Origin of the sequence: Synechococcus sp. PROS-U-1 (assembly GCF_014279755.1) — a bacterium.
In the GTDB taxonomy this organism is placed as follows: domain Bacteria; phylum Cyanobacteriota; class Cyanobacteriia; order PCC-6307; family Cyanobiaceae; genus Parasynechococcus.
Map to the genome: position 1 here is coordinate 1,871,164 of NZ_CP047951.1, position 22,942 is coordinate 1,894,105.

Sequence of the window (22,942 nt, forward strand, 5' to 3'; positions counted from 1 at the left end):
GCCGATCACACCGAAAGCGGGCTGCACAGGAAAATTCAGAGAGCAGCGGCTCCCCAAGCGGGCGACGGGGCGCTGGAGGCTTCCCCAGCATCGGCAACATCGGCTTCACGGCTCACCACTGTTGGAGCTGAGGTCTCGTCCTGACCCGTGTTGGTGACGGTGACGCAACTTGGGGCGAACAGGAAAATACTCTCGCCAACGCGCTCTTGATGCCCATCAATCGCGAAGGTGCCGCCGGCCACGAAGTCGACAGCACGCTGCGCCTGATCAGGCTCCATCATCGTGAGATTGAGGATGACCGTCTTGCGCTCGCGCAGAGCCTGAATCGCCCGAGGCATTTCGTCGAAGCTGCGGGGCTCCATCACATTCACTTCCGCCGCCGCGGTGCTGATGCCAGGCATTCCGATCACATTGGATCCAGGAAGGTCACTGCCTAGATCAAAGGGGTTGGTGTCACCAATGGTTGCCAAGGCACCGCCATCAGCCTGCATGGCGCGCTGGTCTTGGTCATCTTGCTCGTCGTCATAGGCGAAATCATCCAATTCGCCATCGAGGTAGTCGTCGCCAGCGACGACAGCACGGAGACGGGAGATCAGCGACACCTTGGGATTCCTCTAGGTCTGAACGTGGTTCGAAAACCATGTCCCTGGATACCGTTTTCACTGCTGCGGGGCAAGTCAATTCGCCGAGTCTGTTGACAGCAATCTCGGGCCGAAGAGTGCGGAGCCGATTCTGAGCCAGGTGCTGCCCGCATCTGCAGCCTCTTTCCAGTCGGTGCTCATCCCCATCGAGCACTCCACCAACTTGAGCCGATCCGCCAGGGCACGGCACTCGGCAAACAACTCCCTGCGCTGCATGGAGCCCATTTCGAGTGGAGCCATGGTCATCAGACCCGAAATCTGCAAGCCAGGCAACGCTTGAAGATCCGACCAGATGGCGCAGAGTTCATCGGCAGACAGCCCCCCCTTGCTGGGATCTGCTCGGAGTTTCACCTGTAGCAGCACGTCGGGCCGCCGCGCCTCCTCCAACGCGATGCGCGACACCCGTTCGGCCAGCAACAAGGAATCCACAGAGTGAATGACATCAAAGGCCTTCACCACCGGCCGCACTTTGTTGCTCTGCAGGCGCCCGATGAAATGCCAATGCAAGTGCAGATCGATCAGCTCCTTTTGTTTGGGCAGAGCCTCCTGAACGCGGCTTTCCCCGAAATCACACTGACCAAGCTCGGCAACGCAACGCACAGCCGATGCAGGATGACCCTTGCTAACGGCAAGAAGCCTGGCGGAGGGAGGACGATCGATATGGAGCGCCTGCCAACGCGCAGCGAGTGAATCTGTCAAGAGTTCAAATGAACGTCTGATCGAACAGCTGAGTCCAGGAGGCCAGCTCCTGCGATCCATCCCGCCGGCAACGGCTCAGATGGACCTCGGCGTGGTGCCGCGCGTCGCCGTAGGGGATCACTTCGAACTGGGCACCGCGGGGCTGCAGGGTGACCAGGAAGAACATTCTCTGGGCATACAACGTGGCGTAAACGTCACGACCCTCGCCTGCCGGAGCCACTCGATAGAGCATCCCGAAGGTGGGGTGATTGAGATATCGCTCGGACGCCATGCCGTGATCAGCCGTGATCAGAGGTCATAGGGCACCGTACTGACCCCGGAGCCCGATCACCAACACAAGAATGGCAATTGCCAGGCCATTGAGCAGTGGTGCAGGACGATCGGGAGCCATGCGGAAGTATGAAGGGCCAAGAATCTGACCACCACGGGCCACCAGGGCATCCGCTCCCTGCTCAGCTCTCAGAAGGATGTTGGCCAGCAGCCGCTCACCAACGGCCAGCACCAGTCCGAAGCCGGCCTTGAATCCCAGCTGGCGCAGATTGACGGCACGACTGGCGAGAGATCGCAGGAGATTCTGGAGTTCTTCCTGAACGAGCGGCAGGAAACGAAGCGCGAGCAACAGCTGAAACCCCAGTCGCTCCACAGGACACCCCAGCCACTTCAACGGAGCCAGACACCAACTGAGGGCCCAGACCAAATCCTCCGGGGGGGTTGTGATCAACATCAGATTGACACTGTGGATCACGGTGAAGATCAAGGTCGACGTCCGCAGCCCCAGCACCGCAGAGGCCCGATCCACCACCAGAGGCCCCAGCTTCAGACCACCCAACTGCAAGGGGCCTAGGCGCAGCAGATCCCAGGAAGGCCCCTCCGTTGCGAGCCCCGAAAGCTCGGCCGGATTGCGGAGGGGGAAGGCCGCAGGGGGATCAACAGCCGGCAACAGCATCGACAACAGACCTACCGCAACCGCCAACGCCGTGAGCAGAAGGACAGACCGCCACCACAGCGATCGGGCCAGGCCACTGCAAAGGGTGATCACCACCAACGCCATCACCAGCGCCACACGCCACAGGGGACCCGCCAAAACGGGGGTGAGTAAAAAAACAAGGGACCAGGCCAGCTTCAGACGAGGGTCCAACCGCCTGAGCCAACCACTGGAGCCATCGACGTATTGGCCCATGGGGACCTGGCGCAACCAGTCCATGGATCAGCCTTTACGACTCTGTTGTCGGGCCAAATCGCGTTCAGCATCGCGCTGTTGCTTACCGCGCCAGAAGAGGCGCAAGGGGCTTCCATCGAAGCCCAGGCCCTCGCGGATCTGGCGCTCGACATAGCGCCGGTAGGTCTCTCCAAACAATTTGGGGTCGTTAACGAACAGGGTGAAGCTGGGGGGGCGGCTGGCCACCTGCGTGCCGTAATACAACTTGCCCTGACGCCCTCCACGGGTAGTAGGTGGACTGCGCCAGCTAAGGGCTTCCTTCAGCACCTCATTCACAACGGAGGTGCTAACGCGGCGCCGGTGCTGTTCGACCGCCAAAGCGGCCAGAGCAAAGATGCTGTCCACCCGTTGGCCGGTGAGGGCCGATGTGAACAGCATCGGAGCCCAATCAAGGAAATAGAGCTTGGAGCGCAGCTCCTTTTCCATCGCCGTCATGGTGTGGCTGTCCTTCTCCACGGCATCCCATTTGTTGACAACCACCACACAGGCTCGTCCGTCTTCCTCAATGCGGCCAGCCAGGCGCTGATCCTGCTCGGTCACGCCATCCAGGGCATCGATCACGAGCACACAGACATCGCTGCGTTCGATCGCCTTGAAACTTCGGTTGATCCCGAAAAACTCCGGCCCGTAATTCACACTGCGCCGACGACGAATGCCCGCAGTGTCCACCAGACGCCAGGGACGATTCTCACGAATGATGCTGGTATCAATCGTGTCGCGCGTGGTGCCGCGAATCGGGCTAACAATCGCCCGCTGCTCACCGCAGATGGCATTTAAAAGACTGGATTTTCCGACATTCGGCCGTCCGATGATGGCCATCTGAATCGGTTCCTCTTCCTCACCTTCCTGATCCTTGGGTGGGAGAAAGGTGAGCACCTGATCCAAAAGCTCACCGGTGCCGGCCCCATGGATGGCCGAGATCGGATGGGGTTCACCCAGCCCGAGACTCCAAAATTCGCCGGCCATGGCCAAACCCTGTTCCGGAGACTCGCACTTGTTCACCGCCAGAAGCGAGGGACAGCGATGACTGCGCAGAAATTCAGCAATGGATTCGTCAGCTGCCGTCAGCCCCTGCTGACCATCCACGATCACCAGCGCAACACTGGCTTCTTCGAGCGCAAGAGCCGCTTGCTCCCGGATCTCCGGCAGGAATTCACTGTCGTCATCGAACACCAGGCCACCGGTGTCAACGACCTTGAATTCCCGATCGCCCCAATACCCGTCTTGGTAGGTGCGATCACGTGTCACACCGGGCTCATCGTGAACGATGGCTTCTCGGCTGCGACACAACCGGTTCACAAGGGTCGACTTACCGACATTGGGGCGTCCGATAATTGCGACGACGGGACGCGCCAAGGGTCTGTTCAGGCCAATCATTCACCCTACAGAGATGCCTTGACGTCCATGAGCCTGCTGCTTTTGTTGTGGCCTCTGCTGCTGACGCGGCGCCCTGAACAAGCATCACCGATCTGGGCCCGGCGCAGCCTGATCCTGCTGGTCACCCTGCTGACAGTCCGCTACCTGCACTGGCGCTGCACCGCCAGTCTCAACCTCGACACAAGCCTGTCCGCACTGATGAGCCTGGTCCTGCTCCTGGCGGAAGGCTGGTTGCTGCTGACGGGCCTCGTACCGCTCTGGCTGGCATGGCGGGTGTACCCCGACCGACGCGAGCAAGCTCTGCAGCAACGGCACGATTGGCTGGCCAGCCCCTGGCGCCCCGCCGTGGACATCCTCGTTCCCACCTACGGCGAACCGACCGCAGTGCTGGAACGCAGCCTCAAAGCGTGCCGCCGCCAGACCTACCCCAACACCACCGTTTGGGTGCTGGACGACAGCGGAAGGGCACAGGTGAAGCAGCTTGCCCGTTCCCTGGGATGCCGCTACAGGCACCGACCGGAACGGGCAAACGCGAAAGCAGGCAATCTGAATGACGGCCTGCGCATCAGCGACGGAGAACTGGTCGCCGTCTTCGACGCTGACTTCATCCCCCAGGCGCAGTTCCTTGAAACCACGATCGGCCTGCTCATGGATCCTGAAGTCGGACTGGTGCAGACCCCCCAGCACTGCATCAATGCCGATCCAGTGATGCGCAACCTGGCGATGGAACGCTGGCTGCTGCCCGATGAAGAGAGCTTTTATCGCTGGATCGAACCGGTGCGCGATGGCTGGGGTGCCGTGGTCTGCGCAGGCACCTCATTTCTGGTGCGACGTCAGGCCCTCGAATCGGTTGGAGGTTTTGCGAACAAGGCCCTGTCGGAAGACTTCGTCACCGGTATCGCCCTGCGGGAACAAGGATGGCGCCTGATCTACCTGCAGCAGAAACTCAGCGCCGGACTGGCCGCCGAACGCATGCTGGATTTCGTGCGCCAGCGCCAGCGTTGGGCCCGTGGGACCCTGCAGAGCCTGCAGCTGCCCCACGGGCCACTGCGGGCCCGCAATCTCAGCTGGGGCGTACGCCTGGCCTATTTGGAAGGAGTGATCCATTGGATCAACAACCTGCCCAGGCTCCTGCTGATGCTGATGCCCCTGAGCATCGGCCTGTTGGGGATCGTGCCGATCAACATCTCCTCAACAGCTCTGGTTGAGCTGCTCCTGCCGCTGTGGGGAACCGTGCTGCTCAGCATCGGATGGCTGAACCGGGGCAGCCGAGCCGCTCTGCTCAGTGAACTCACCGGCTGGGTTATGACGGTGCCTCTGGTAAGCACGCTCCTACTGCGGCCCAAAGGATTTCGCGTCACCCCAAAGCACCAGCCGCAATTCCAGGGAGGTTGGGCATGGTCCCTGGCTCTGCCCCTGCTGATCTTGGTTGGCCTCAATGCGGCCAACCTGGTGGGAATCCTCCGCGAGTGGGGCAACCCCGACCGCCTGAGTTCGGAGGGCTGGGGTCTGGGTCTCATTTGGGGCGGGCTCAACCTGCTGGGCACCCTGGTTGCCCTGCGCGCCTGCTGGGATCCTCCGCAGGAGGATCCAACACCTTGGTTTGCCGTGCAGACAACGGGATCCATCAGCCATGGGGGAACTAAAACGATGAGCTGCCGGATCTCAGCAATCAGCGAAAACGGCGCTGAACTGGAGCTGCAACCAGGCCCAGAATTTTTATCGTGGGACCACACATCACTGCGCTGGGACGGACAACCGACGCATCTCCGGATTCGGCCGATGGCACGGCAGGGATCCAGAATCTGCGTCGCCTGGCAAGACCCATCCCCCGCTGAGCGGGAGGCGCTTGAGCATTGGCTTTATCAACGCCAGGACTGCTGGGTCGATCGCCAAGCGCCGCCGGAATGGCGCGCCCTGCTGGCGCTTCTGAAGCGCACGCTGCTGGGACATCCACCTCCGGCACCGCTGCAGCGCAGCCTGGTGCCGATCGCCAGCGGAACCGGAATTCTTTCCGGGCGAGACAAATGAGTCTCAACTGAGACAGCTAGTGCGAGTGCAGTGTGTTCCCTCGCCATGCTCGAGCTCGTCGCCAGCCTTGTGGTCGATCTCTCCGACCAGCGCCTGACGGTTTACAACAGCCAACAGGAAGTGGTCCGCGTGATTCCTGTCAGCACCGGCAAAGCATCAACGCCCACACCGATTTTCGACAGCAAAGTCTTTACGAAGTACCGCTCCACCACGATGTACGGACGCACCTACACCGTTCCAGGCGTGCCTTACACGATGTGCGTGAGTGCCAACGAAGCCATCTGCCTCCACGCAGCACCCTGGCAGGAGAGTGCCGGGCAACCCTTCGGTGTCCCCCGCAGCCATGGTTGCGTGCGCATGCCGATGACCCACGCCCGCTGGTTGTTCCACAACACCCCGAAGGGCACGCCGATCACCATTCAGGCCTGAGTCACCGCACCGGCAAATCGCCGGGGTGCCCCTCTACCGGATCCACTGGAGTCGGAAGCTCCGGCCCTAAAGGCCCCTGCTCCGCCAGGGGCTCCTCCTGCTGCGCCAGCCAGGCCAACAGCCAGTTCACCGCTGTAGCTCGCCGGGTGCGGCGGGGGTACAGCTCACCGATCCGATAGCCCGCAAAGCTGAGCTGTTGCTTCAGCAACTGCTTGTGTTCCTTGGGAATCGAGCGGGTCAAGCGAACCGAGGCCGGCCGCTCGGCGATCAACTCGGGAGCCCGCGGGAAAGCTTCCGCCCAATCCGGCGGCGTGTCGGGCCCGGCGCACCAGTGCGGTTCGGCAGGCTGATAACCCAGACGTTCCCAGATTCTTTCGCAAACAAATCGATCGCTGCAGCGGTCTTCGAGAATCTGCAACAGCAACATTCGACTGAGCGGCCAGGGCATGTCGATTGCGTTGTGCAGCATGGATCCATGATTGCTTTGTCCCCCCTTCAGCTTCCCGGCAACGGAACCGCGCGTCAGCTGCGGTGCCGCGTTCTGCAGTCGCCGTTGGCAGGGGTAAGCGATCGGGTGTTTCGTGGCCTGGTGCGGCGCTGGGCTCCAGATGCCCTGCTGTTCACCGAAATGGTGAATGCCACCAGCCTCGAGATGGGGCATGGTCGCGGCAAGGTGGAATCACTTGTCGAAGAGTCCGGTCCCATCGGTGTGCAACTTTTCGACCATCGCCCCCAAGCCATGGCCGATGCGGCACGGCGGGCCGAAGCGAGTGGAGCCTTCCTGATCGATATCAATATGGGATGTCCCGTCCGGAAGATCGCCCGCAAGGGGGGTGGCTCCGGGTTGATCCGTGATCCCGAACTGGCCATCCGGATCGTTGAAGCGGTGGCGGATGCCGTGGCGTTGCCCGTCACAGTGAAGACTCGACTGGGTTGGTGTGGAAGTGATGCTGATCCGGTGCACTGGTGCCAGCAGCTGGAAGGGGCAGGAGCACAACTGCTCACGCTGCATGGCCGCACCCGCGACCAGGGTTTCAAAGGCGCTGCCGACTGGAGTGCCATCACCCAAGTCCGTGAGGTCCTCGCGATCCCCCTGATCGCGAACGGCGACATCAATACCCCCGAAGATGCCCTGCGCTGCCTGAATCAGACCGGCGCAGCGGGCGTGATGGTGGGTCGAGGAACCATGGGTTCCCCCTGGCTTGTGGGACAAATCGATGCAGCACTGACTGGTCGTGCGATCCCCTCCACGCCGAACCCGACAGCACGGCTTGCGCTGGCGAGGGATCAACTGGACGGACTGGTGAAGGATCGCGGCGACCATGGGCTGCTGATCGCCAGAAAACACATGGGCTGGACCTGCACGGGCTTCCCCGGAGCATCACGACTGCGTCATGACCTGATGCGGGCCCCCACGCCCGCCCATGCCCGAGACCTGCTGAATCAGCAGATCGATGCGCTTGCCGCGTCCGCTTGACTGGACGCCCCGACGGTCAGGGCGTGGAGCCTTCAAGCGGCAAGGACAACACCACGCTTGATGCCCAGGCCTGGCAGCGCTGGCAATCTGGCCTCGCCAGCGTGGAAGAGATCCAGCGCTGGCAGCAGCAGCTCAGCCAGCACCTGCCCCAGCTGCCGAAGGAGATGCTGGATCCATCTCTGCTGCCCATCGCCCTGTTGCGCGAGGCATCCCAATGGGCCCCCGAAGACAGCGGGCTGGATCCCGTCGATCTTCTGGCATCACACAGGGATCTCGCTACCGCCAACCAGCTGCTGAGTAGCGGTCGCCTGCGCGAGATCGCCCTGGGTCAGCGCAGCCTGTTCGCGGATCTGCCGCCGGTGCACCTCCAGGCCTACCGGGATGGGCTGCGACCAGCCGCACATCAGGGCTTTCTCAGTGCTCTGGAGCACTTGGCCGGCATCGGGCGCGAACGCTTCCAGCGGGGACTGCCCCTCGGCATGGATCTCGATCGCTATCAGCCCCCGGCCCCGGACCCAGCACCAACCGGACCCATCACCTCAGCGGCTTCGATCTTGGTGGTTCTCCACCCAACACAGGCGGAGGCCGAAGCGGGCCGCGAGCCACCAAGAGAGGGATGGAGACAGATCCAGCACGCCTCACTGGAACATCTTTCTGGATGGATCGGAGCACCGCCCCCTGACGACGACACCCTGATCAGCTTCTGCCATGTCAGTGATCAGCTGGATCCTCAGGCGGCCCTGCGCATCGCCCACTGTGCAGGGCAACACCCTGCAGCAGTTTTTCTAACCAGCGATGAGACGCTGCAGTGGAGCGACGACCCAGGCATTCCGGCAGGGAACCGCCAGAACCGAACAGAGATCACACCGTTTCGTCTGCTCTGCCGGGGATGCCTCGGAGGCCTGGTGACGATCCGCTGGTCCACGCTGCGACAGCTGACGCTCCCGGCGTCCACCGGTTCACTCCATGCCCTGCTGCTGGATCTGGCGCTGCAGGTTTGCCGACGAGGCGACGCCGTCGCCCACTGTTCAGAGGTGTTGCTGCAGCGATCCATTCAGGCGAACCCGACCGTGCCCGACGTGGCCTCGCCGGCCGACCGCCATTGCTGGCGCCCTGAGCTCAGCGCTGAGATCCTGGCGATCACCCAGAGACACAGCCCAAGCTTTCTGGTGCCCGGTGGGCATCTCAGTCCCGTTGATTCGCTGAGCGCCTGCCATCAGCTGCAGCTCCGCACCGACACCACTGTTCTGGTGTCGGTTCTGATCCCGTTTCGCGACCGGGTCGAGCTCACCCAAAGCTGCGTCGCCTCCCTGCGCCGCTCTGCCGGCGCTGTGGCCTACGAGCTGATCTTGATCGACAACGGCAGTGAGGAATCCGCCACCCAGGCTTGGCTCAACGACCAAGCGCAGCTCGACGACGTGTGCGTGGTGCGGGTGGACGAACCGTTCAACTATTCGCGTCTCAACAACATCGGCCGACGCCATACCCGTGGCAGCCATTTGTTGCTGCTGAACAACGACATCGAATTCCGATCAGCTGAGGTGCTTCAGGCCCTGCTGGACCCGTTCGCGTACCGCGGCACCAGAGCCGTGGGCGCGAAGCTGCATTACCCCGACGGGAGCATCCAGCATCAAGGGGTCGCGCTGGTGAAGGGGGAACGGCGCTGCGTGGTGGAGCCCGGCAAACACCTGCACAGTGCTCCTGTGCTGGCCACGCTCACCCCCCTGCTGGTGCAAGAGGAGTTCACCGCAGCGACAGGGGCCTGCCTGATGCTCCGCTGCAGCGATTTCGATCGCATCCAAGGGTTCGATGAAGATCTTGCCGTGGTGTTCAACGATGTTGATCTCTGCCTGCGCCTCAGGCAGAGCGGTGGTTCGGTCGCCGTGACCCCCTTTGTGGAGATCGTTCATCACGAATCGATCAGTCGCGGCAAAGACCGCGAAGGCACCGCTCTGGCCAGGCATCAACGGGAGTCGGGGCTTCTACGGGCCAAGCACGCCCCGCTGTTTGCCACGGGCGATCCCCTCACGAGCCAGTGCATTCACCCCCACAGCAATCGCTATCAACCCCGGGAGCAGGCACCGCAATCGAAAGGACCGGTTGCCAACGCTGTGCTGATGCACTGGAGGAATCCCAACTTCCAGCCCAGCCGTCAACGACCAATCGTTCTGCTGGCGCACTTTTCATCCAACAATCGCGTCCGGGACGACCTCTTCCCCCTCATCGATGAATACCAACGCTTCGCGGATGTGATCGTTGTGTCATCGGCCAGCGGCCTGCGCAGGCACCCGCGCACGCTGCACCAGCTGCGCCAACGCTGTGCCGCCATCGTGATCCGACGCAATCAGGGGTACGACTTCGGCAGTTGGAAGGCGGGTCTGACCCTGCATCGGCGGGACATTGATCAGGCGGCATTCCTGGTGCTCACCAACGACAGCTTCTGGGGACCGGTTACTCCCCTCGACGACCTATTCCAACGTCTTCACACCAGTTCAGCGGACGTGATTGGGCTGACGGACGATCTGATGTACGAGCCCCATCTCTCGTCGGCCTTCGCCGCCTACAAGCCCAAGGCATTGCAGTGCCCAGCCTTTAACCGCTTCTGGGATGCCCTGCAGATCTGGCCCCGCAAACGGGACCTGGTCAAACATTGCGAAGTGGGCCTGCCGGTGCAGTTGCGGGCAGCGGGGCTGAAGCTCGAGAGCCTCTACACCCACAACGCCAACGGCAATGTTCTGCACTACGACTGGAAGTACTTGATTGAGCAACGCGGCTTCCCCTTCCTCAAGGTGAGCCTGCTGCGGGACAACCCGACGCGACAACCCATCGACACCTGGCCAGACGTGATTGGCCAACGCAACCCTCAACTGGCAGCGAGCATCAAGCGCCAACTGCGACCCAAACCAGGGTTGCAGCGGCTGTGGCAACGGCTTCACCGTCGACTGAACGGAAGTGAGCGCAAGGGGTCTCGTGCTGTAATAACGCCGACTTCACGCCGGTGAACCAGCCGATGAGCACCGCATCCAAGCGACGGGGAATCATCCTTGCTGGCGGAAGCGGCACGCGGCTGCATCCGATCACCCAGGCCGTCAGCAAACAGCTGTTGCCGGTTTACGACAAGCCGATGATCTATTACCCGCTCAGCACCCTGATGCTGGCGGGAATCCGCGAGGTGCTGATCATCACCACCCCCCACGACAAGGAGGCCTTCCAACGCTTGCTCGGCGATGGCAGCCGTTGGGGCATGACGATCGAGTACGCCGTGCAACCGAGCCCGGACGGATTGGCCCAGGCTTTTCTGATCGGTGCCGACTTCCTGGCGGGCCACCCCGCTGCTCTGGTGTTGGGAGACAACCTCTTCCATGGGCACGATCTGGTGCCGCAATTGGTGCAGAGCAACAAACAGGCCGAAGGGGCGACGGTCTTTGCCTATCCCGTCAGTGATCCTGAGCGGTACGGCGTGGCCGAGTTCGATGCCGAAGGCCGCGTGCTGAGCCTGGAGGAAAAACCCAAACAGCCCAAGAGCCGCTATGCGGTCACGGGGTTGTACTTCTACGACGACTCCGTGGTCGAACGGGCCCACCAGGTGAAGCCTTCAGCCCGAGGGGAGCTGGAGATCACCGATCTCAATCAGATGTACCTGGACGAGGGGCTGTTGCGGGTGGAGCTAATGGGCCGCGGCATGGCCTGGCTCGACACCGGCACCTGCGACTCCCTCAACGATGCGGGCAGCTACATCCGCACCCTGGAACATCGCCAAGGGCTCAAGGTGGGATGCCCTGAGGAAGTCGCCTGGCGCCAGGGCTGGATCACTGCCGAGCAACTCAATCAGCTGGCGCAGCCCTTGAAGAAGAGTGGCTATGGCTCCTATCTCCTCCAGATGCTTGAGGAGAGCGTGAGCGATCACGCCGCACTGCAAAACAGTCTGGAGGTGAGACATGCAGCTTGACCAACTGACAACCCCGTCCGGCACGACTCTGCAGGGCCCCCTGCTGATCACGCCCCCAGCCTTCGGCGATGACCGGGGCTGGTTCTACGAAAGCTGGAACCAGCGCAAGTTCGATGAAGCCGTGGGCGAATCCGTGCTGTTCTCCCAGGACAACCACTCCCGCTCGATTCAGGGTGTGCTTCGGGGGTTGCACTACCAGCTCGCCCCAGAAGCTCAGGCGAAGTTGGTGCGTGCCACTGCCGGAGCGATCTACGACGTCGCCGTCGACATTCGGCGCGGCTCGCCCACCTTCGGCGCCTGGGTTGGCGCTGAACTCAGTGCTGAGAACAAGGCCCAGCTGTGGATTCCAGAAGGTTTTGCCCACGGCTTTCTTACCCTCAGCAGCGTTGCTGAAGTGCAGTACAAGGCGCGGGGGTTCTGGAACAAATCCTGCGAGCGGGCCATCGTCTGGAACGATGCGGATCTGGCCATCGCCTGGCCGATTGAGCGGCTGGAGGGAGCGGAAGTCAGCCTGTCAGGCAAAGATGCCGAAGCTCCCGGCTTCCAAGCAGCAGCCAGCGCAGGAGATGTCTTTCCGTGAAAGTTCTGCTCACCGGAGCTGGCGGACAACTGGGACAGGCCCTGATCGCCTCCGCCCCCGAGGAACTCGATCTAGTGGCCACCAGCCGCAAGGAACTCGACCTCTCCAACCCCGAGGCCTGCCGTGCGGCCGTGCGGCAGCTTCAGCCTGACTGGGTGCTGAATGCAGGGGCTTACACCGCCGTCGACAAAGCAGAGTCGGAACCCGAGTTGGCCCATGCCGTCAATGCCGGAGCACCGGAAGCCTTTGCTCATGCGCTGGATCAACAGGGGGGACGCCTGCTGCAGATCAGCACCGACTTTGTCTTCAACGGAACCCAGGGAACGCCCTATCAACCGGAGCAGGCCCGCGAACCTCTCGGGGTTTATGGCGCCAGCAAAGCTGCTGGAGAAGCGGCGATTCAACGCGTTTTCGGAACGGAGCGCCGGGGGTTGATCCTGCGCACCAGCTGGGTGATCGGGCCCGTCGGCAAGAACTTCGCCCTCACCATGCTGCGCCTTCATCGCGAGCGGGATCAACTGGGCGTTGTGGCCGATCAGGTGGGCTGTCCCACCAGCACCCTGACCCTGGCTCAAGCCTGTTGGAGAACGCTCCAGATCGCTGACAAGAGCGAGCTTCCGGCGGTGATGCACTGGAGTGACGCCGGGGCCGCCAGCTGGTACGACGTAGCGGTGGCAGTGGGCCGGATCGGGGCTGAGTTAGGCCTCATCGACACGCCCGCTGAAGTTCAACCGATCACAACAGCGGACTACCCAACGCCAGCAGAGCGCCCGGCCTATTCCCTTCTGGATTGCACGGGCACCAGAGCCGCCTTGCAACTGAACGGGCAGCATTGGCAGCACGCCCTGAGGGAAGTGTTGCAGCAGGCCAAAACCCAATGAATCTGCTCTGAGTTCACAACCCACCACCCCACAACGCCTCTCCCCAACCCTGACCAATGGTTTCTTCCATGCCCTCCGCCTCTGACCTGCTGGGAGATCGCCGCAGAGTTCTGGTCACTGGAGGTGCCGGGTTCATCGGAGGTGCCGTGATCCGCAGGCTGCTGCGGGAGAGCACGGTAACCGTGTTCAATCTGGACAAGATGGGATACGCCAGCGACCTGTCGTCAATTGAGGAGGTGCTGCACGAGCTGGGCGACGCAGCGACAGATCGGCACAGGCTCCAGCAGGTGGATCTGAGCGATGCAGCTGCCGTGGAGGCGGCGGTGAAGGAGGCCGACCCGGATCTGGTGATGCACCTGGCGGCCGAAAGCCACGTGGATCGATCCATTTCCGGACCTGGCGTGTTCATCGAGAGCAATATCACCGGCACCTACAACCTGCTGCAGGCAGTGCGAGGGCACTTTGAGGGCTTGCGTGCTGAACGCCGGGACGCCTTCCGAATGCACCACATCAGTACAGACGAGGTGTTCGGCTCGCTTGGATCCGAGGGACGCTTCTCAGAAACAACGCCCTATGACCCACGTAGCCCCTACTCCGCCAGCAAAGCGGCAAGCGATCACCTCGTTCAGGCCTGGCACCACACCTTCGGTCTTCCGGTGGTGCTGACCAACTGCTCCAACAACTACGGCCCCTGGCAGTTCCCGGAAAAGCTGATTCCAGTGGTGACCTTGAAAGCAGCCGGAGGAGAGTCGATCCCTCTCTACGGCGATGGGATGAACGTGAGGGATTGGTTGTACGTGGAAGACCACGTCGATGCCCTGCTTCTCGCAGCCTGCAAGGGTGAATCCGGCCGCAGTTACTGCGTGGGCGGCCAGGGTGAACGCACCAACAAAGAGGTCGTTCACGCAATTTGCCAGCAGTTGGATCAGAGCTGCCCCGCATCAGCTCCCCACACGGATTTGATCACGCCGGTGACCGACCGTCCAGGCCATGACCGCCGCTACGCGATTGACCCGAGCCGCATCAGCTCCGAGCTGGGCTGGAGTCCACGCCACAATGTGGAACAAGGTTTGGCAGAAACCGTTCGCTGGTACCTGTCCCATCAGGAGTGGTGCGACAAAGTGCGAGAGCGCGCGGGATATGACGGCAGCAGGCTGGGAATGAAAACACAAACCAAGGCAGATTCGGGGAATGCCTAAACAACGACGCTCGCTATCGGCGCTGTCCAACACAGCGCGGCAGCTGTTCAAAGACTCTGCGTCGGCGCTGGGAGAGCAAAAAATATTGCCCAAGGCACTGCGAAAGCGCCTGAATCGACTAGGGCAGCCCGCCCCCTCAAGCCCACCGGACAACAGACGCAAGAAAACCTCACCTGAACTGCAGGATTACATCAAAGAGCTGCAAAACAACAAAGTAGAGAAACAAATAATTCGCGACTTTCGAGAACTAGCGCATTACGCCTATGTCTTTGATATCGAACATTATAAATCACAACTCGAGCCAAAAATAGCGAATGCACTACAAAGCATCGGTGACGTCATTTTTCACTACTGCTCCTCAGGGAGCCACAATGGAATTGACCCCAGCGAACTATTCGACACAGACAATTATTTCAGCAAATACCCCGACATCAAAGAGAGTGGACTCAATCCGATGGTCCACTTCTTCAAGTTTGGCATCCATGAAAATCGCTATTCAATGGATGACATCCACTACATGCGAAAGATGGCCGACATCAAAAGGCCAGACACAGATGCGATAGATCAAACGAAAGAAGATCTTCATGCCAAGAAAGTTGGCGTATTTCTTCACATCTTTTACCCGGAACTTGCGGAGACAATCGCCGCCTACCTAGAAAACATACCGTGCGAAATTGATATCTTTATTTCCACCACAAAAGATGCAACCCAGGCACTACAAAACGTCTTTGGAAAGGTCAATAATGCCCAAAAAGTTGAAGTCAGACACTTTAAAAATATTGGGCGTGACGTCGCACCTTTCATTGTTGGATTCGGGGATCAGATCCTCAACTACGACCTTATTCTCAAGCTGCATTCCAAAAAGAGCCCCCACAGCAATGCCCTAAGTGGCTGGTTTCTGCATTGCCTCGACAACCTGATTGGCAGCAAAGACGTCACTGCAACCAACCTAAAGGCACTACAATCGACAGAGACAGGCATCGTCTATCCAGTTGAAAATTACGCCCTCAGCCTTGGGATCAAACACGATTCATGCTGGGGACATGAAGATGGCAACTACAAAAAAGCCAATTCTTTCCTGACTCAATTCAACCTCAGTCATATCAAAAGAGACAGTCAGTTCCGATTCCCGACTGGAACCATGTTTTGGTGCAAGCCAGACCTACTCAAGCCGATTCTCGACTGGGATCTGGATTGGCAGGACTTTGATGAAGAAGGGGGTCAGATCGATGGAACAATCGCCCATAGCATCGAACGACTCATTGGCCTATCAACAACCGAAATACACAATCAAAAACTACAAACAACCTACTGCGGATATTCCCTTTCAAAACAGCACCTCACCGACAAATCTGTCATCGAAGGTCGCAATAAACTAAAAATCGATGGCTTCGAGAAGGTCATCCACTTCAAACCCCAACCGCTTGAGCCCAACTGGTCACTACAGAACAACATTAATTATCAGTCACTCCACATTCACTGGGTGATCCCCAACTTTACGCCAGGTCTCGGTGGCCACATGACCATTTTCAGAGCAATCGACTTTCTCGAGCGCTGTGGCCACAAATGCACGATCTGGGTGCATTCCGAAATGAAGGGAGACAAGCCGAGTCGCCTAAGCTATTTGCATAAACGTGTCATCGATCAATACTTCATACCGCTAAAAACTGACCAGGTTTTCATGCTGGGCAACAGCCAGGACGACCTGGATCTTGTCAGTGGAGACGTGGTCATCGCGACTGACCGAATGAGCACCTATCCAGTTCTTGGAATGCGCAAGTTTCAGAAAAGATTCTATTTTGTTCAAGACTACGAACCATACTTTTTTGCAAGAGGAAGTTCAAGCATCCTTACTGAACAATCCTACGCATCACACAATGATTTCTTCTGCATTTGTGCAAGCCCATGGCTGAAAAAACGGATGGAAAGCTTTGGCAATTCAGCGATGTCTTTTCCACTCGCTGTTGATCACAGTGTTTACCACCACGACGTAGAGGAGCAGCGTAGTCGTAACACAATTGCCTTTTATGTGAGACGCAGCACGCCTAGACGACTCTACGAACTGGGACTTCTCGCCTTGAGGGCTTTGTTTGATCTGGGAGACAATTTTGAAATCATTACCTTCGGAGAGAAAGATCTACCAGACCTTGGCATCCCTGTGAAAGTCAAACACGCAGGAATTCTGGATGCCAGTGCCTTGGCCAATCTGTATCGCGAATGCACGATTGGATTCGTCCTTTCAGGAACCAACTACTCCTTGGTCCCCAATGAAATGATGGCCTGCGGGCTGCCCGTTGTTGATATCGATGCTGAGCACACACGTCTTTCCTACCAACCAGGAACAGCAGTCTTGGCCGAAGCCTCACCAGCTGGCCTGGCATGTGCCTTAAGTCGCTTGTTGAATGATGCAACGTTCAGAGAAAACACCGCAAGTGCGGGACGCGCAGCCACCGCAAACCTCCACTGGGATGCCTCCAACAAGCGAATTGAAAGCTTTATTCAGGAAGCGCTGCCAGCAACAACAGCAGGATCTTCGCGTTCCAACCCCTCGAATCCCTTGGTCACCGTGGTCATTCCCGTTTACAACGGGGGAACGATGCTGAAATCCGTCGTTGAGTCCTGTCTCGAGCAGGATCTTGATAAGGATTTCGAGGTGTTGTTGATCGACAGTGCCTCAAACGATGGATGCCTGGATGCACTGCCTCAGGACGCGCGGCTCCGCTATCACAGGATTCGAAAAGAAGACTTTGGCCATGGGCGCACACGCAACCTCGGGGTTGAGCTCGCCCGAGGGACCTACGTCGCCTTCATTACCCAGGATGCGATTCCAGCGAATCGCATGTGGCTGATGAATCTGATCGCTCCACTAAGAAAAGATCCGAGTGTTGCTGGTGTTTTCGGCTGCCACATCGCCCATTCCGATCATGGACAACTCACCGCCCATGACCTTGACCAGCACTTCAACCGTTGGATTTTTAGAAGCCATCGCCAACCGATTGAACTGGATGCCGGGAGACAAAGCGTCAATGGCGTTGTCTCAACCCATGAACGCTTCTACTCCGACAACAATTCTTGCCTAAGAAAATCTATTTGGAAGACTCTTCCACTCCCTGACGTCGTGTATGGAGAGGATCAATTGTGGGCGCGTGAAATCCTCAGGAAAGGTTACAAAAAAGCCTATGCCTCAACAGCAGTGGTTCGTCATTCCCATGAATACGGTTTCCGTGAAACAGTTCTACGTGCCAACACAGAATGGCACTTCTATGACCAAATGCTTGGTGAAAGATTGCCTTCCACTAAACAAGAGGTGCTGAATATGGTTGAAACGGCTTGCGCCAATGATCGTAAGGCCAAGGATTTCTATCCAAATATCAGCGACAATGACCTGAGTCGACGTCGTCGGCTCCATTTTGCACGGGCTTGCGGCTACTACTTGGCCAGCAAAGGTCGTGGTGACATACGCCCTTGATCCCCCGAATGGTGCTGTGATCGCAGTCTCAACTCTTTCGCATTGCATTAAGGAGGAAACCACCCACACCCCAGGCCACGATAACAATGCCAACAGAAGCAAGAAACGCCTGCCACCGCCAGTTCGGATCAGGTGCAACAGGCATTTGGGGTTGGCTGAGAACAACCACAAATTTCAACTGTCGTTGGCTCTCGCGACGACTGTTATCTACAGCAAGGCGTGCTGATTGCAGCGCTTGCGAAGCAAATTCAACATCCGATCTCAACCCAGTCTCTTCAATGGCAAGAGTATTCAAATCTCGACCATTCTCACTGACAGCACGATCTCTCTCTTTACGAATTTGAGCTTCCAGTTCCTTCACCTGGTCGGCAACAAATGAGACTTCCGGTGCATTGGGATCTCTGTACTGGCGACGTAACGCAGCCTCTTCAACCTTCAATTCAACAAGTTGTGATTCAAGGCCAGAGATGAAGGAACTGGTTGCAGCCTGCTCAGTCTCAACACTGAGATTTCCATGCTTTTCCTGGAAAAGTTCAAACTTTTTAGTAGCTTCTTTAAGATTGGCTTCAGCTATAAGGACCTCTTTTCTTGCGAATTGATTCTGATCAGCATTGATGGATTGATTCACCTCGTTCACGAAACGACGAGACTGCTTCAGCAACTCGTTGTTGAGTTTGAAAGACTGCTCAGGATTAAATCCAGATGTGGTGAGAATCACAGACCCGCTTAAGGGCTGAGGGGCCACAGACAACTGCTTTCTGTAGAAGGAAAGCTGTGCAGGAGAAGAACTATCAGCTGGCAAGCCAGCCCGAAGATCAGGGAGCACAGGGCGGTAATCCTGCTCGAGCTTCTTCGCATCTGGGAAGAGGCGAGTCTTGACATCAGACGAAGCGAGATAGACCTGGAGATACTGACCATCCACAAGCGAGGTCAACACCTGGGGAGCAGCCGCTGCTCCCGCCAAAACCGAAGCAGATGATGTATTGAGAGGTGCTGCCTGTTGAATAACAAATTCAGAGACAGTCGTGTATCGATCCCGCCCGATCACAAAACAGTAAAAAGCTGATGTTGCTAAAAATGCTGAGATCAGAACCCGCGGCCTGGCAATCCTGTTTAATTGCTCGCGCCAGAGTGGCCTCGACTGATCTGGTGCCAGAGACTTGGGGATTCGGAACGACGACGGAGATTCCTTCTGGAGAGGAGTTGAGGAGCTGCTGGAGGGGGGAATTGATTCAGGCATGACTAAAAAATAAATAAAGACAAGCGACTGGACAGCGAGCAAGAGCTAGTCGTCATTAGCCTCAAGGAGTAGTGACTCGTTTGTCCGGTAGAGAATCAAGGAAAAACCAATAAGGAGCATAGAACATGAGATCAAATACCCAAGAGAAATATCTGGAATTGGATAATCGTTGTTCATTGAGTACCTGAAAAGCTCCACCGCGTGAAGGATTGGATTCCAGGTCACGAACGGACGTGTGTATTCAGGCAACTCAAAGGTCGCAAAAAATACCCCCGATGTAAAAATAATAGTCCTATTAAGGAGACGTTTAATAACTTTGGCGATATACTTATTTACTCCCGATAAAAAGACAACGCACAACCCGAATCCCATCGCCATAACAATGGTAAAGACATAAACACTTATCGCCAAGCCAGGACTGTCCAGCCTGAAGCTCCAGGTAGCCAACCAAACAATGCCAATTCCCGCTAAAGAAAGAGTTGCAAGAGCCCTAAAATCATTAATAGATATAGCCATTAAAATATCCAATGGCTTCACGCGAGGATAATAAAGCGGGGCCCTTAATTTCAAGCCAGAAAGAGCCTTCATCGCCACGTTTCTAAATAGAAAAGCGAGAGAGAATCCAGATACAATAAAAACAACAATGTTAAAGTACATATCTGTTGAGCCACCTGCCGCAAATCTGTTCGTCCCCCTCAGATAACTAAAACCTACCCGCATAGCGATGAAGAACAACATCATATTCATTGGCTCAATAACCCCTTGCCAATTGCCGATCGAACTCTGTGTGGATTTGCGATCCATGTCATAGTCCGAAATTGCCAAAACAACAGCAACCTGACGACGGATGGCAGCTAGAAGTCGTTTTAAAAACCTCATTATTGATAGCACTCCTCAGAAATCATCAGCTTGGTCATCGGAAGATTCCGAATTACGTAAATCCATACCCAACTCAAGTTGCTCATCATCTGACTCTGACATGTCTGATTTCTCAAGATTCTGATCGGACCACTGGATTGCGTCTGAAAGTCCGCCCGCAAACAGAATTTCGCCAAAGGATCCCAGCACAAGTCCATCAGTACAGAATTCGCGACGAAACCGACTGTTTGTCGACGTTGTCAAAAGAGTCTTCCCCTCGAGCTGCCTCTGCAACAGCGCTCGAAGCGGCTTGGCAGCCCTGGACATTAAAAACTTTGTCTTGGAGATTAAATAGCAATCAAACGAAAAGAGGACAGACACGGATAAAAAGAAGAAGTCTTTTTGATCCCTCGAAAGCTCTTTGATAATTAGCCCTGGATAAATGTTCATATCTGACAATAGCCCCCAGAATTCATCCAAAGTGACACGAGATTTTTCTAGACAATCGCTATAAACTGTTGAGAGAAAGTTGAATGCATGAGAGATTCTTAGTTTGCTATCCAACCCTCCTTCACCACCAACAGGCCAACCGATTACACCACCACCAAGGATCTCACCGGAAACTGGAGGAACAAGGCCTGCAAGGGCTGCGATTAACTGATAACGCAAAAATGAACTGGTTGTAATCACGGCGATTTTTCTTCCATGCTCAAGATCCCAGTTCCAAGGAATCTGGAAAGAAATACTGGGGTCCGATTTGTTGCAGCGAAGAGAGAAATTCCGAAATGTCAACACCGACATGGCAGAACCCGTCGAATTCAACACAACACCAGCCGGAGAAACTTGCAAGGCCGTGACGATACCACCGCGAAATGAAGCAGGTTTAAGGGTGACGTGCAACCCAATCCTGAGCTCCTTTGAGCAGCCCGGTGCGACATCGCTTTTCCAGGCGATCCGTCACCAAGTCCAGAGCCAGGCGCCCCGTGCGACGAATCAGCGGCTTCGGTAAAAGTGCCCCTGCTCCGCCCGGAGACAGTTCAAGGCTGAGATCAGCCTTCGCCATGAGGCGTTCCGACTCTGGGCGGATCCATGCTTGGCACTGAAACTGCACCAGATTCTGCAACTGCCCCAGCCCATGAATCGTGCAGTGTTCAAACACAATGGTGAGTTCATCACCATTCCAAGAGGATTGGAAGATCACCTCGGGCTGCAGCTGAAAACTCAGTAATTGATAAGGCCGTGAGGCATAGAGAAAACGGTCGTCATCCATCTGCTGGACTTTTTTCCGGTTCAACAGAGCCTTCATGGGACGCCCAGGCTTCGACAGATACTCCCGGAGCTGAGCCTGGGACGCATGGGGCAGCTGCAGCGCGATGCCATGGGAGCGGTGAACCTGCACCGGAACCACCGAAACAGTTGAAGCGGAACGATGGCACGTCCAACGGAAGGTGATCACAGATGATCGATGCAACGCCCGATCGCGCCAAGATCCCGATGACGCAGCCGTTCAGGATTGAAACCGACAGCCTGGGTGGCATTGAAGTGGCGTCAGCGGCGCTCTGGGGGGCCCAGACCCAGCGGTCGCTCCAGAACTTCGCGATCAGCAATGAACGGATCCCCCTCGAAATCATCCAAGCCCTGGCCTGGATCAAGCGCTCCTGCGCCACGGTGAATGGTCAGCATGAACTTCTGAGCCATCAACAGGTTGAGCTGATCTGCAAAGCGGCCGATGCCATTGCCGACGGCCAGCACAACGATCAGTTCCCGCTTCGGGTCTGGCAAACCGGAAGCGGGACCCAGACCAACATGAACATCAACGAGGTGATCAGCAATCTGGCCTCCCAGGCATCGGGCACTCCCCTCGGCAGTCACCGGCCGGTTCATCCCAATGACCACGTCAATCGGTCGCAATCCACCAATGATGTGTTCCCCGCTGCCATCCATGTCGCCGCGGCCAAGCAACTGAAGGAGGCTCTGCTCCCGGCCCTCGATGCCCTGGCGAATGCCTTCGATGCCAAAGGTCAGGCCTGGATGCCGATCGTCAAGATCGGCCGCACCCACTTACAGGACGCGGTTCCTCTACGTCTTGGCGATGAAGTCGCCGCATGGCGGGATCAACTCAAACAATCCCAGGGCTGGCTTGAGGAATGCCTGAACAGCCTGGGCGACCTCCCCCTTGGAGGTACAGCAGTGGGCACGGGGCTGAACACCCCTCCCGGCTTCCGCCTTGCCGTGGCTGACGAGCTGAGCCGGGTCGCTGGAGTCCAGGTTCGTCCTGCGGCGAATCTGTTCGCCGTCATGGCCGGCCATGACGCCCTCGTCCATGCGATGGGTCAGCTGCGTCTTCTGGCCGTGGCCCTGCTCCGCATCTCCAACGACATTCGTCTGCTTGGATGCGGCCCCCGAGCGGGATTAGGGGAGCTGCGGCTGCCGGCCAATGAACCGGGAAGTTCGATCATGCCCGGGAAAATCAATCCCACCCAATGCGAGGCCATGGCCATGGTCTGCACCCAGGTGATCGGACTCGATGGCGCCGTTGCGGCTGCCGGCGCAGGAGGGCATTTGCAGATGAATGTGTACAAACCCCTGATCGGATACAACCTGCTGCAGTCGATTCGGATGCTCAAGGACGCCATGACCAGCTTCCGCCAGAACCTGGTGGAGGGATTGGAGCCGGATCTGGAGCAGATTCAAGGGTTCGTCGACCGCTCTCTGATGCTGGTCACCGCCTTGACCCCAAGCATTGGTTACGAGAAAGCCAGCGCCATCGCGCAGCATGCCCACCACCGTGGCCTAACACTGAAGCAGGCAGCCCTGGAGCTTGGCCATATCACGGAAGCGGACTTCGATCGACAGGTGGATCCCGGCGCCATGGCCGCTCCTGAAGCCTGAG

General features: G+C 57.9%; 20 protein-coding genes. 10 read left to right on the forward strand and 10 right to left on the reverse strand.

What is annotated here, in order from left to right; all coding sequences use genetic code 11:
* Positions 1-35: 35 nt before the first annotated feature.
* The 5 genes from SynPROSU1_RS10405 to der form a co-directional block, all read right to left on the reverse strand.
* Positions 36-602 (reverse strand): cell division protein SepF, encoded by a 567-nt coding sequence (locus SynPROSU1_RS10405; RefSeq protein WP_186570444.1) that lies wholly within the window; start codon positions 600-602, stop codon positions 36-38.
* A 75-nt stretch (positions 603-677) separates the two neighbouring features.
* Entirely contained in the window at positions 678-1,340 is a 663-nt protein-coding gene (locus tag SynPROSU1_RS10410) for a YggS family pyridoxal phosphate-dependent enzyme (RefSeq protein WP_255444640.1), read from the reverse strand.
* 4 nt (positions 1,341-1,344) lie between these two features.
* Positions 1,345-1,611: a PipX family protein gene (locus tag SynPROSU1_RS10415; RefSeq protein ID WP_186570446.1), complete on the reverse strand. Its 267-nt coding sequence runs from the start codon at positions 1,609-1,611 to the stop codon at positions 1,345-1,347.
* Between the two features lie 24 nt (positions 1,612-1,635).
* A complete protein-coding gene (locus SynPROSU1_RS10420; RefSeq protein WP_186570447.1) occupies positions 1,636-2,544 on the reverse strand; it encodes an energy-coupling factor transporter transmembrane protein EcfT in 909 nt (302 codons plus the stop codon).
* 3 nt (positions 2,545-2,547) lie between these two features.
* On the reverse strand, positions 2,548-3,915 hold the full coding sequence (gene der / locus SynPROSU1_RS10425) for a ribosome biogenesis GTPase Der (protein ID WP_186570448.1): 1,368 nt from the start codon (positions 3,913-3,915) through the stop codon (positions 2,548-2,550).
* Positions 3,916-3,963: 48 nt separating this feature from the next.
* Between der and SynPROSU1_RS10430 the strand changes: the two genes are divergently transcribed.
* Positions 3,964-5,967, forward strand: a complete 2,004-nt coding sequence (locus tag SynPROSU1_RS10430; RefSeq protein ID WP_186570449.1) for a glycosyltransferase — start codon at positions 3,964-3,966, stop codon at positions 5,965-5,967.
* A gap of 45 nt (positions 5,968-6,012) precedes the next feature.
* On the forward strand, positions 6,013-6,396 hold the full coding sequence (locus tag SynPROSU1_RS10435; RefSeq protein WP_186570450.1) for a L,D-transpeptidase: 384 nt from the start codon (positions 6,013-6,015) through the stop codon (positions 6,394-6,396).
* 1 nt (position 6,397) lies between these two features.
* On the opposite strand, the gene SynPROSU1_RS10440 is transcribed toward SynPROSU1_RS10435, so the two are convergent.
* Positions 6,398-6,865 carry a DUF1823 family protein gene (locus SynPROSU1_RS10440; RefSeq protein WP_186570451.1) on the reverse strand — a complete coding sequence of 156 codons (468 nt, stop codon included), beginning with the start codon at positions 6,863-6,865 and terminating at the stop codon, positions 6,398-6,400.
* Positions 6,866-6,871: 6 nt separating this feature from the next.
* On the opposite strand from SynPROSU1_RS10440, the gene dusB reads away from it, so the two are divergent.
* Genes dusB through SynPROSU1_RS10475 form a run of 7 tightly spaced genes read left to right on the forward strand, consistent with a single transcriptional unit; the run spans position 6,872 to position 17,951 of the window.
* Positions 6,872-7,873 carry a tRNA dihydrouridine synthase DusB gene (dusB, locus tag SynPROSU1_RS10445; protein WP_186570452.1) on the forward strand — a complete coding sequence of 334 codons (1,002 nt, stop codon included), beginning with the start codon at positions 6,872-6,874 and terminating at the stop codon, positions 7,871-7,873.
* On the forward strand, positions 7,870-10,875 hold the full coding sequence (locus SynPROSU1_RS10450; RefSeq protein ID WP_186570453.1) for a rhamnan synthesis F family protein: 3,006 nt from the start codon (positions 7,870-7,872) through the stop codon (positions 10,873-10,875). Before dusB ends, SynPROSU1_RS10450 begins: the two co-directional genes overlap by 4 nt.
* 8 nt (positions 10,876-10,883) lie before the next feature.
* Positions 10,884-11,822, forward strand: coding sequence for a glucose-1-phosphate thymidylyltransferase RfbA (gene rfbA / locus SynPROSU1_RS10455; RefSeq protein ID WP_186570454.1), 939 nt, complete (start codon positions 10,884-10,886; stop codon positions 11,820-11,822).
* Positions 11,812-12,402, forward strand: a complete 591-nt coding sequence (rfbC, locus tag SynPROSU1_RS10460) for a dTDP-4-dehydrorhamnose 3,5-epimerase (protein ID WP_186570455.1) — start codon at positions 11,812-11,814, stop codon at positions 12,400-12,402. The genes rfbA and rfbC overlap by 11 nt, the downstream gene beginning before the upstream one ends.
* Positions 12,399-13,283, forward strand: coding sequence for a dTDP-4-dehydrorhamnose reductase (rfbD, locus tag SynPROSU1_RS10465; RefSeq protein WP_186570456.1), 885 nt, complete (start codon positions 12,399-12,401; stop codon positions 13,281-13,283). The genes rfbC and rfbD overlap by 4 nt, the downstream gene beginning before the upstream one ends.
* Before the next feature lie 56 nt (positions 13,284-13,339).
* Positions 13,340-14,482, forward strand: coding sequence for a dTDP-glucose 4,6-dehydratase (gene rfbB / locus SynPROSU1_RS10470; protein WP_186570457.1), 1,143 nt, complete (start codon positions 13,340-13,342; stop codon positions 14,480-14,482).
* On the forward strand, positions 14,475-17,951 hold the full coding sequence (locus SynPROSU1_RS10475; protein ID WP_255444641.1) for a rhamnan synthesis F family protein: 3,477 nt from the start codon (positions 14,475-14,477) through the stop codon (positions 17,949-17,951). Before rfbB ends, SynPROSU1_RS10475 begins: the two co-directional genes overlap by 8 nt.
* 28 nt (positions 17,952-17,979) lie before the next feature.
* Here the strand turns inward: SynPROSU1_RS10475 and SynPROSU1_RS10480 are convergent, their stop codons facing one another.
* The 4 genes from SynPROSU1_RS10480 to SynPROSU1_RS10495 form a co-directional block, all read right to left on the reverse strand.
* Complete coding sequence (locus SynPROSU1_RS10480) at positions 17,980-19,233, reverse strand: sugar ABC transporter (protein ID WP_255444642.1); 1,254 nt, start codon at positions 19,231-19,233, stop codon at positions 17,980-17,982.
* Between the two features lie 3 nt (positions 19,234-19,236).
* Complete coding sequence (locus SynPROSU1_RS10485) at positions 19,237-19,995, reverse strand: ABC transporter permease (protein ID WP_255444643.1); 759 nt, start codon at positions 19,993-19,995, stop codon at positions 19,237-19,239.
* A gap of 90 nt (positions 19,996-20,085) precedes the next feature.
* Complete coding sequence (locus SynPROSU1_RS10490; RefSeq protein WP_186570459.1) at positions 20,086-20,949, reverse strand: hypothetical protein; 864 nt, start codon at positions 20,947-20,949, stop codon at positions 20,086-20,088.
* Positions 20,933-21,457 carry a DUF1997 domain-containing protein gene (locus SynPROSU1_RS10495; protein ID WP_255444644.1) on the reverse strand — a complete coding sequence of 175 codons (525 nt, stop codon included), beginning with the start codon at positions 21,455-21,457 and terminating at the stop codon, positions 20,933-20,935. The genes SynPROSU1_RS10490 and SynPROSU1_RS10495 overlap by 17 nt, the downstream gene beginning before the upstream one ends.
* Positions 21,458-21,507: 50 nt before the next feature.
* Here SynPROSU1_RS10495 and SynPROSU1_RS10500 point away from each other — a divergent pair, with 50 nt between their 5' ends.
* The gene (locus tag SynPROSU1_RS10500) at positions 21,508-22,941 is read left to right on the forward strand and encodes a class II fumarate hydratase (protein ID WP_255444645.1); all 1,434 of its coding nucleotides are present in this window, start codon (positions 21,508-21,510) and stop codon (positions 22,939-22,941) included.
* Position 22,942 lies beyond the last annotated feature (1 nt).

Excerpts from the sequence above, each read along its gene's own strand:
- SynPROSU1_RS10430 (WP_186570449.1), top strand. The coding sequence starts at position 3,964 with ATGAGCCTGCTGCTTTTGTTGTGGCCTCTGCTGCTGACGCGGCGCCCT.
- SynPROSU1_RS10415 (WP_186570446.1), bottom strand. The coding sequence starts at position 1,611 with ATGGCGTCCGAGCGATATCTCAATCACCCCACCTTCGGGATGCTCTAT.
- SynPROSU1_RS10500 (WP_255444645.1), top strand. The coding sequence starts at position 21,508 with ATGATCGATGCAACGCCCGATCGCGCCAAGATCCCGATGACGCAGCCG.
- rfbA (WP_186570454.1), top strand. The coding sequence starts at position 10,884 with ATGAGCACCGCATCCAAGCGACGGGGAATCATCCTTGCTGGCGGAAGC.
- dusB (WP_186570452.1), top strand. The coding sequence starts at position 6,872 with ATGATTGCTTTGTCCCCCCTTCAGCTTCCCGGCAACGGAACCGCGCGT.
- rfbC (WP_186570455.1), top strand. The coding sequence starts at position 11,812 with ATGCAGCTTGACCAACTGACAACCCCGTCCGGCACGACTCTGCAGGGC.
- SynPROSU1_RS10435 (WP_186570450.1), top strand. The coding sequence starts at position 6,013 with ATGCTCGAGCTCGTCGCCAGCCTTGTGGTCGATCTCTCCGACCAGCGC.
- SynPROSU1_RS10485 (WP_255444643.1), bottom strand. The coding sequence starts at position 19,995 with ATGGATCGCAAATCCACACAGAGTTCGATCGGCAATTGGCAAGGGGTT.
- SynPROSU1_RS10420 (WP_186570447.1), bottom strand. The coding sequence starts at position 2,544 with ATGGACTGGTTGCGCCAGGTCCCCATGGGCCAATACGTCGATGGCTCC.
- rfbB (WP_186570457.1), top strand. The coding sequence starts at position 13,340 with ATGGTTTCTTCCATGCCCTCCGCCTCTGACCTGCTGGGAGATCGCCGC.
- SynPROSU1_RS10440 (WP_186570451.1), bottom strand. The coding sequence starts at position 6,865 with ATGCTGCACAACGCAATCGACATGCCCTGGCCGCTCAGTCGAATGTTG.
- SynPROSU1_RS10475 (WP_255444641.1), top strand. The coding sequence starts at position 14,475 with ATGCCTAAACAACGACGCTCGCTATCGGCGCTGTCCAACACAGCGCGG.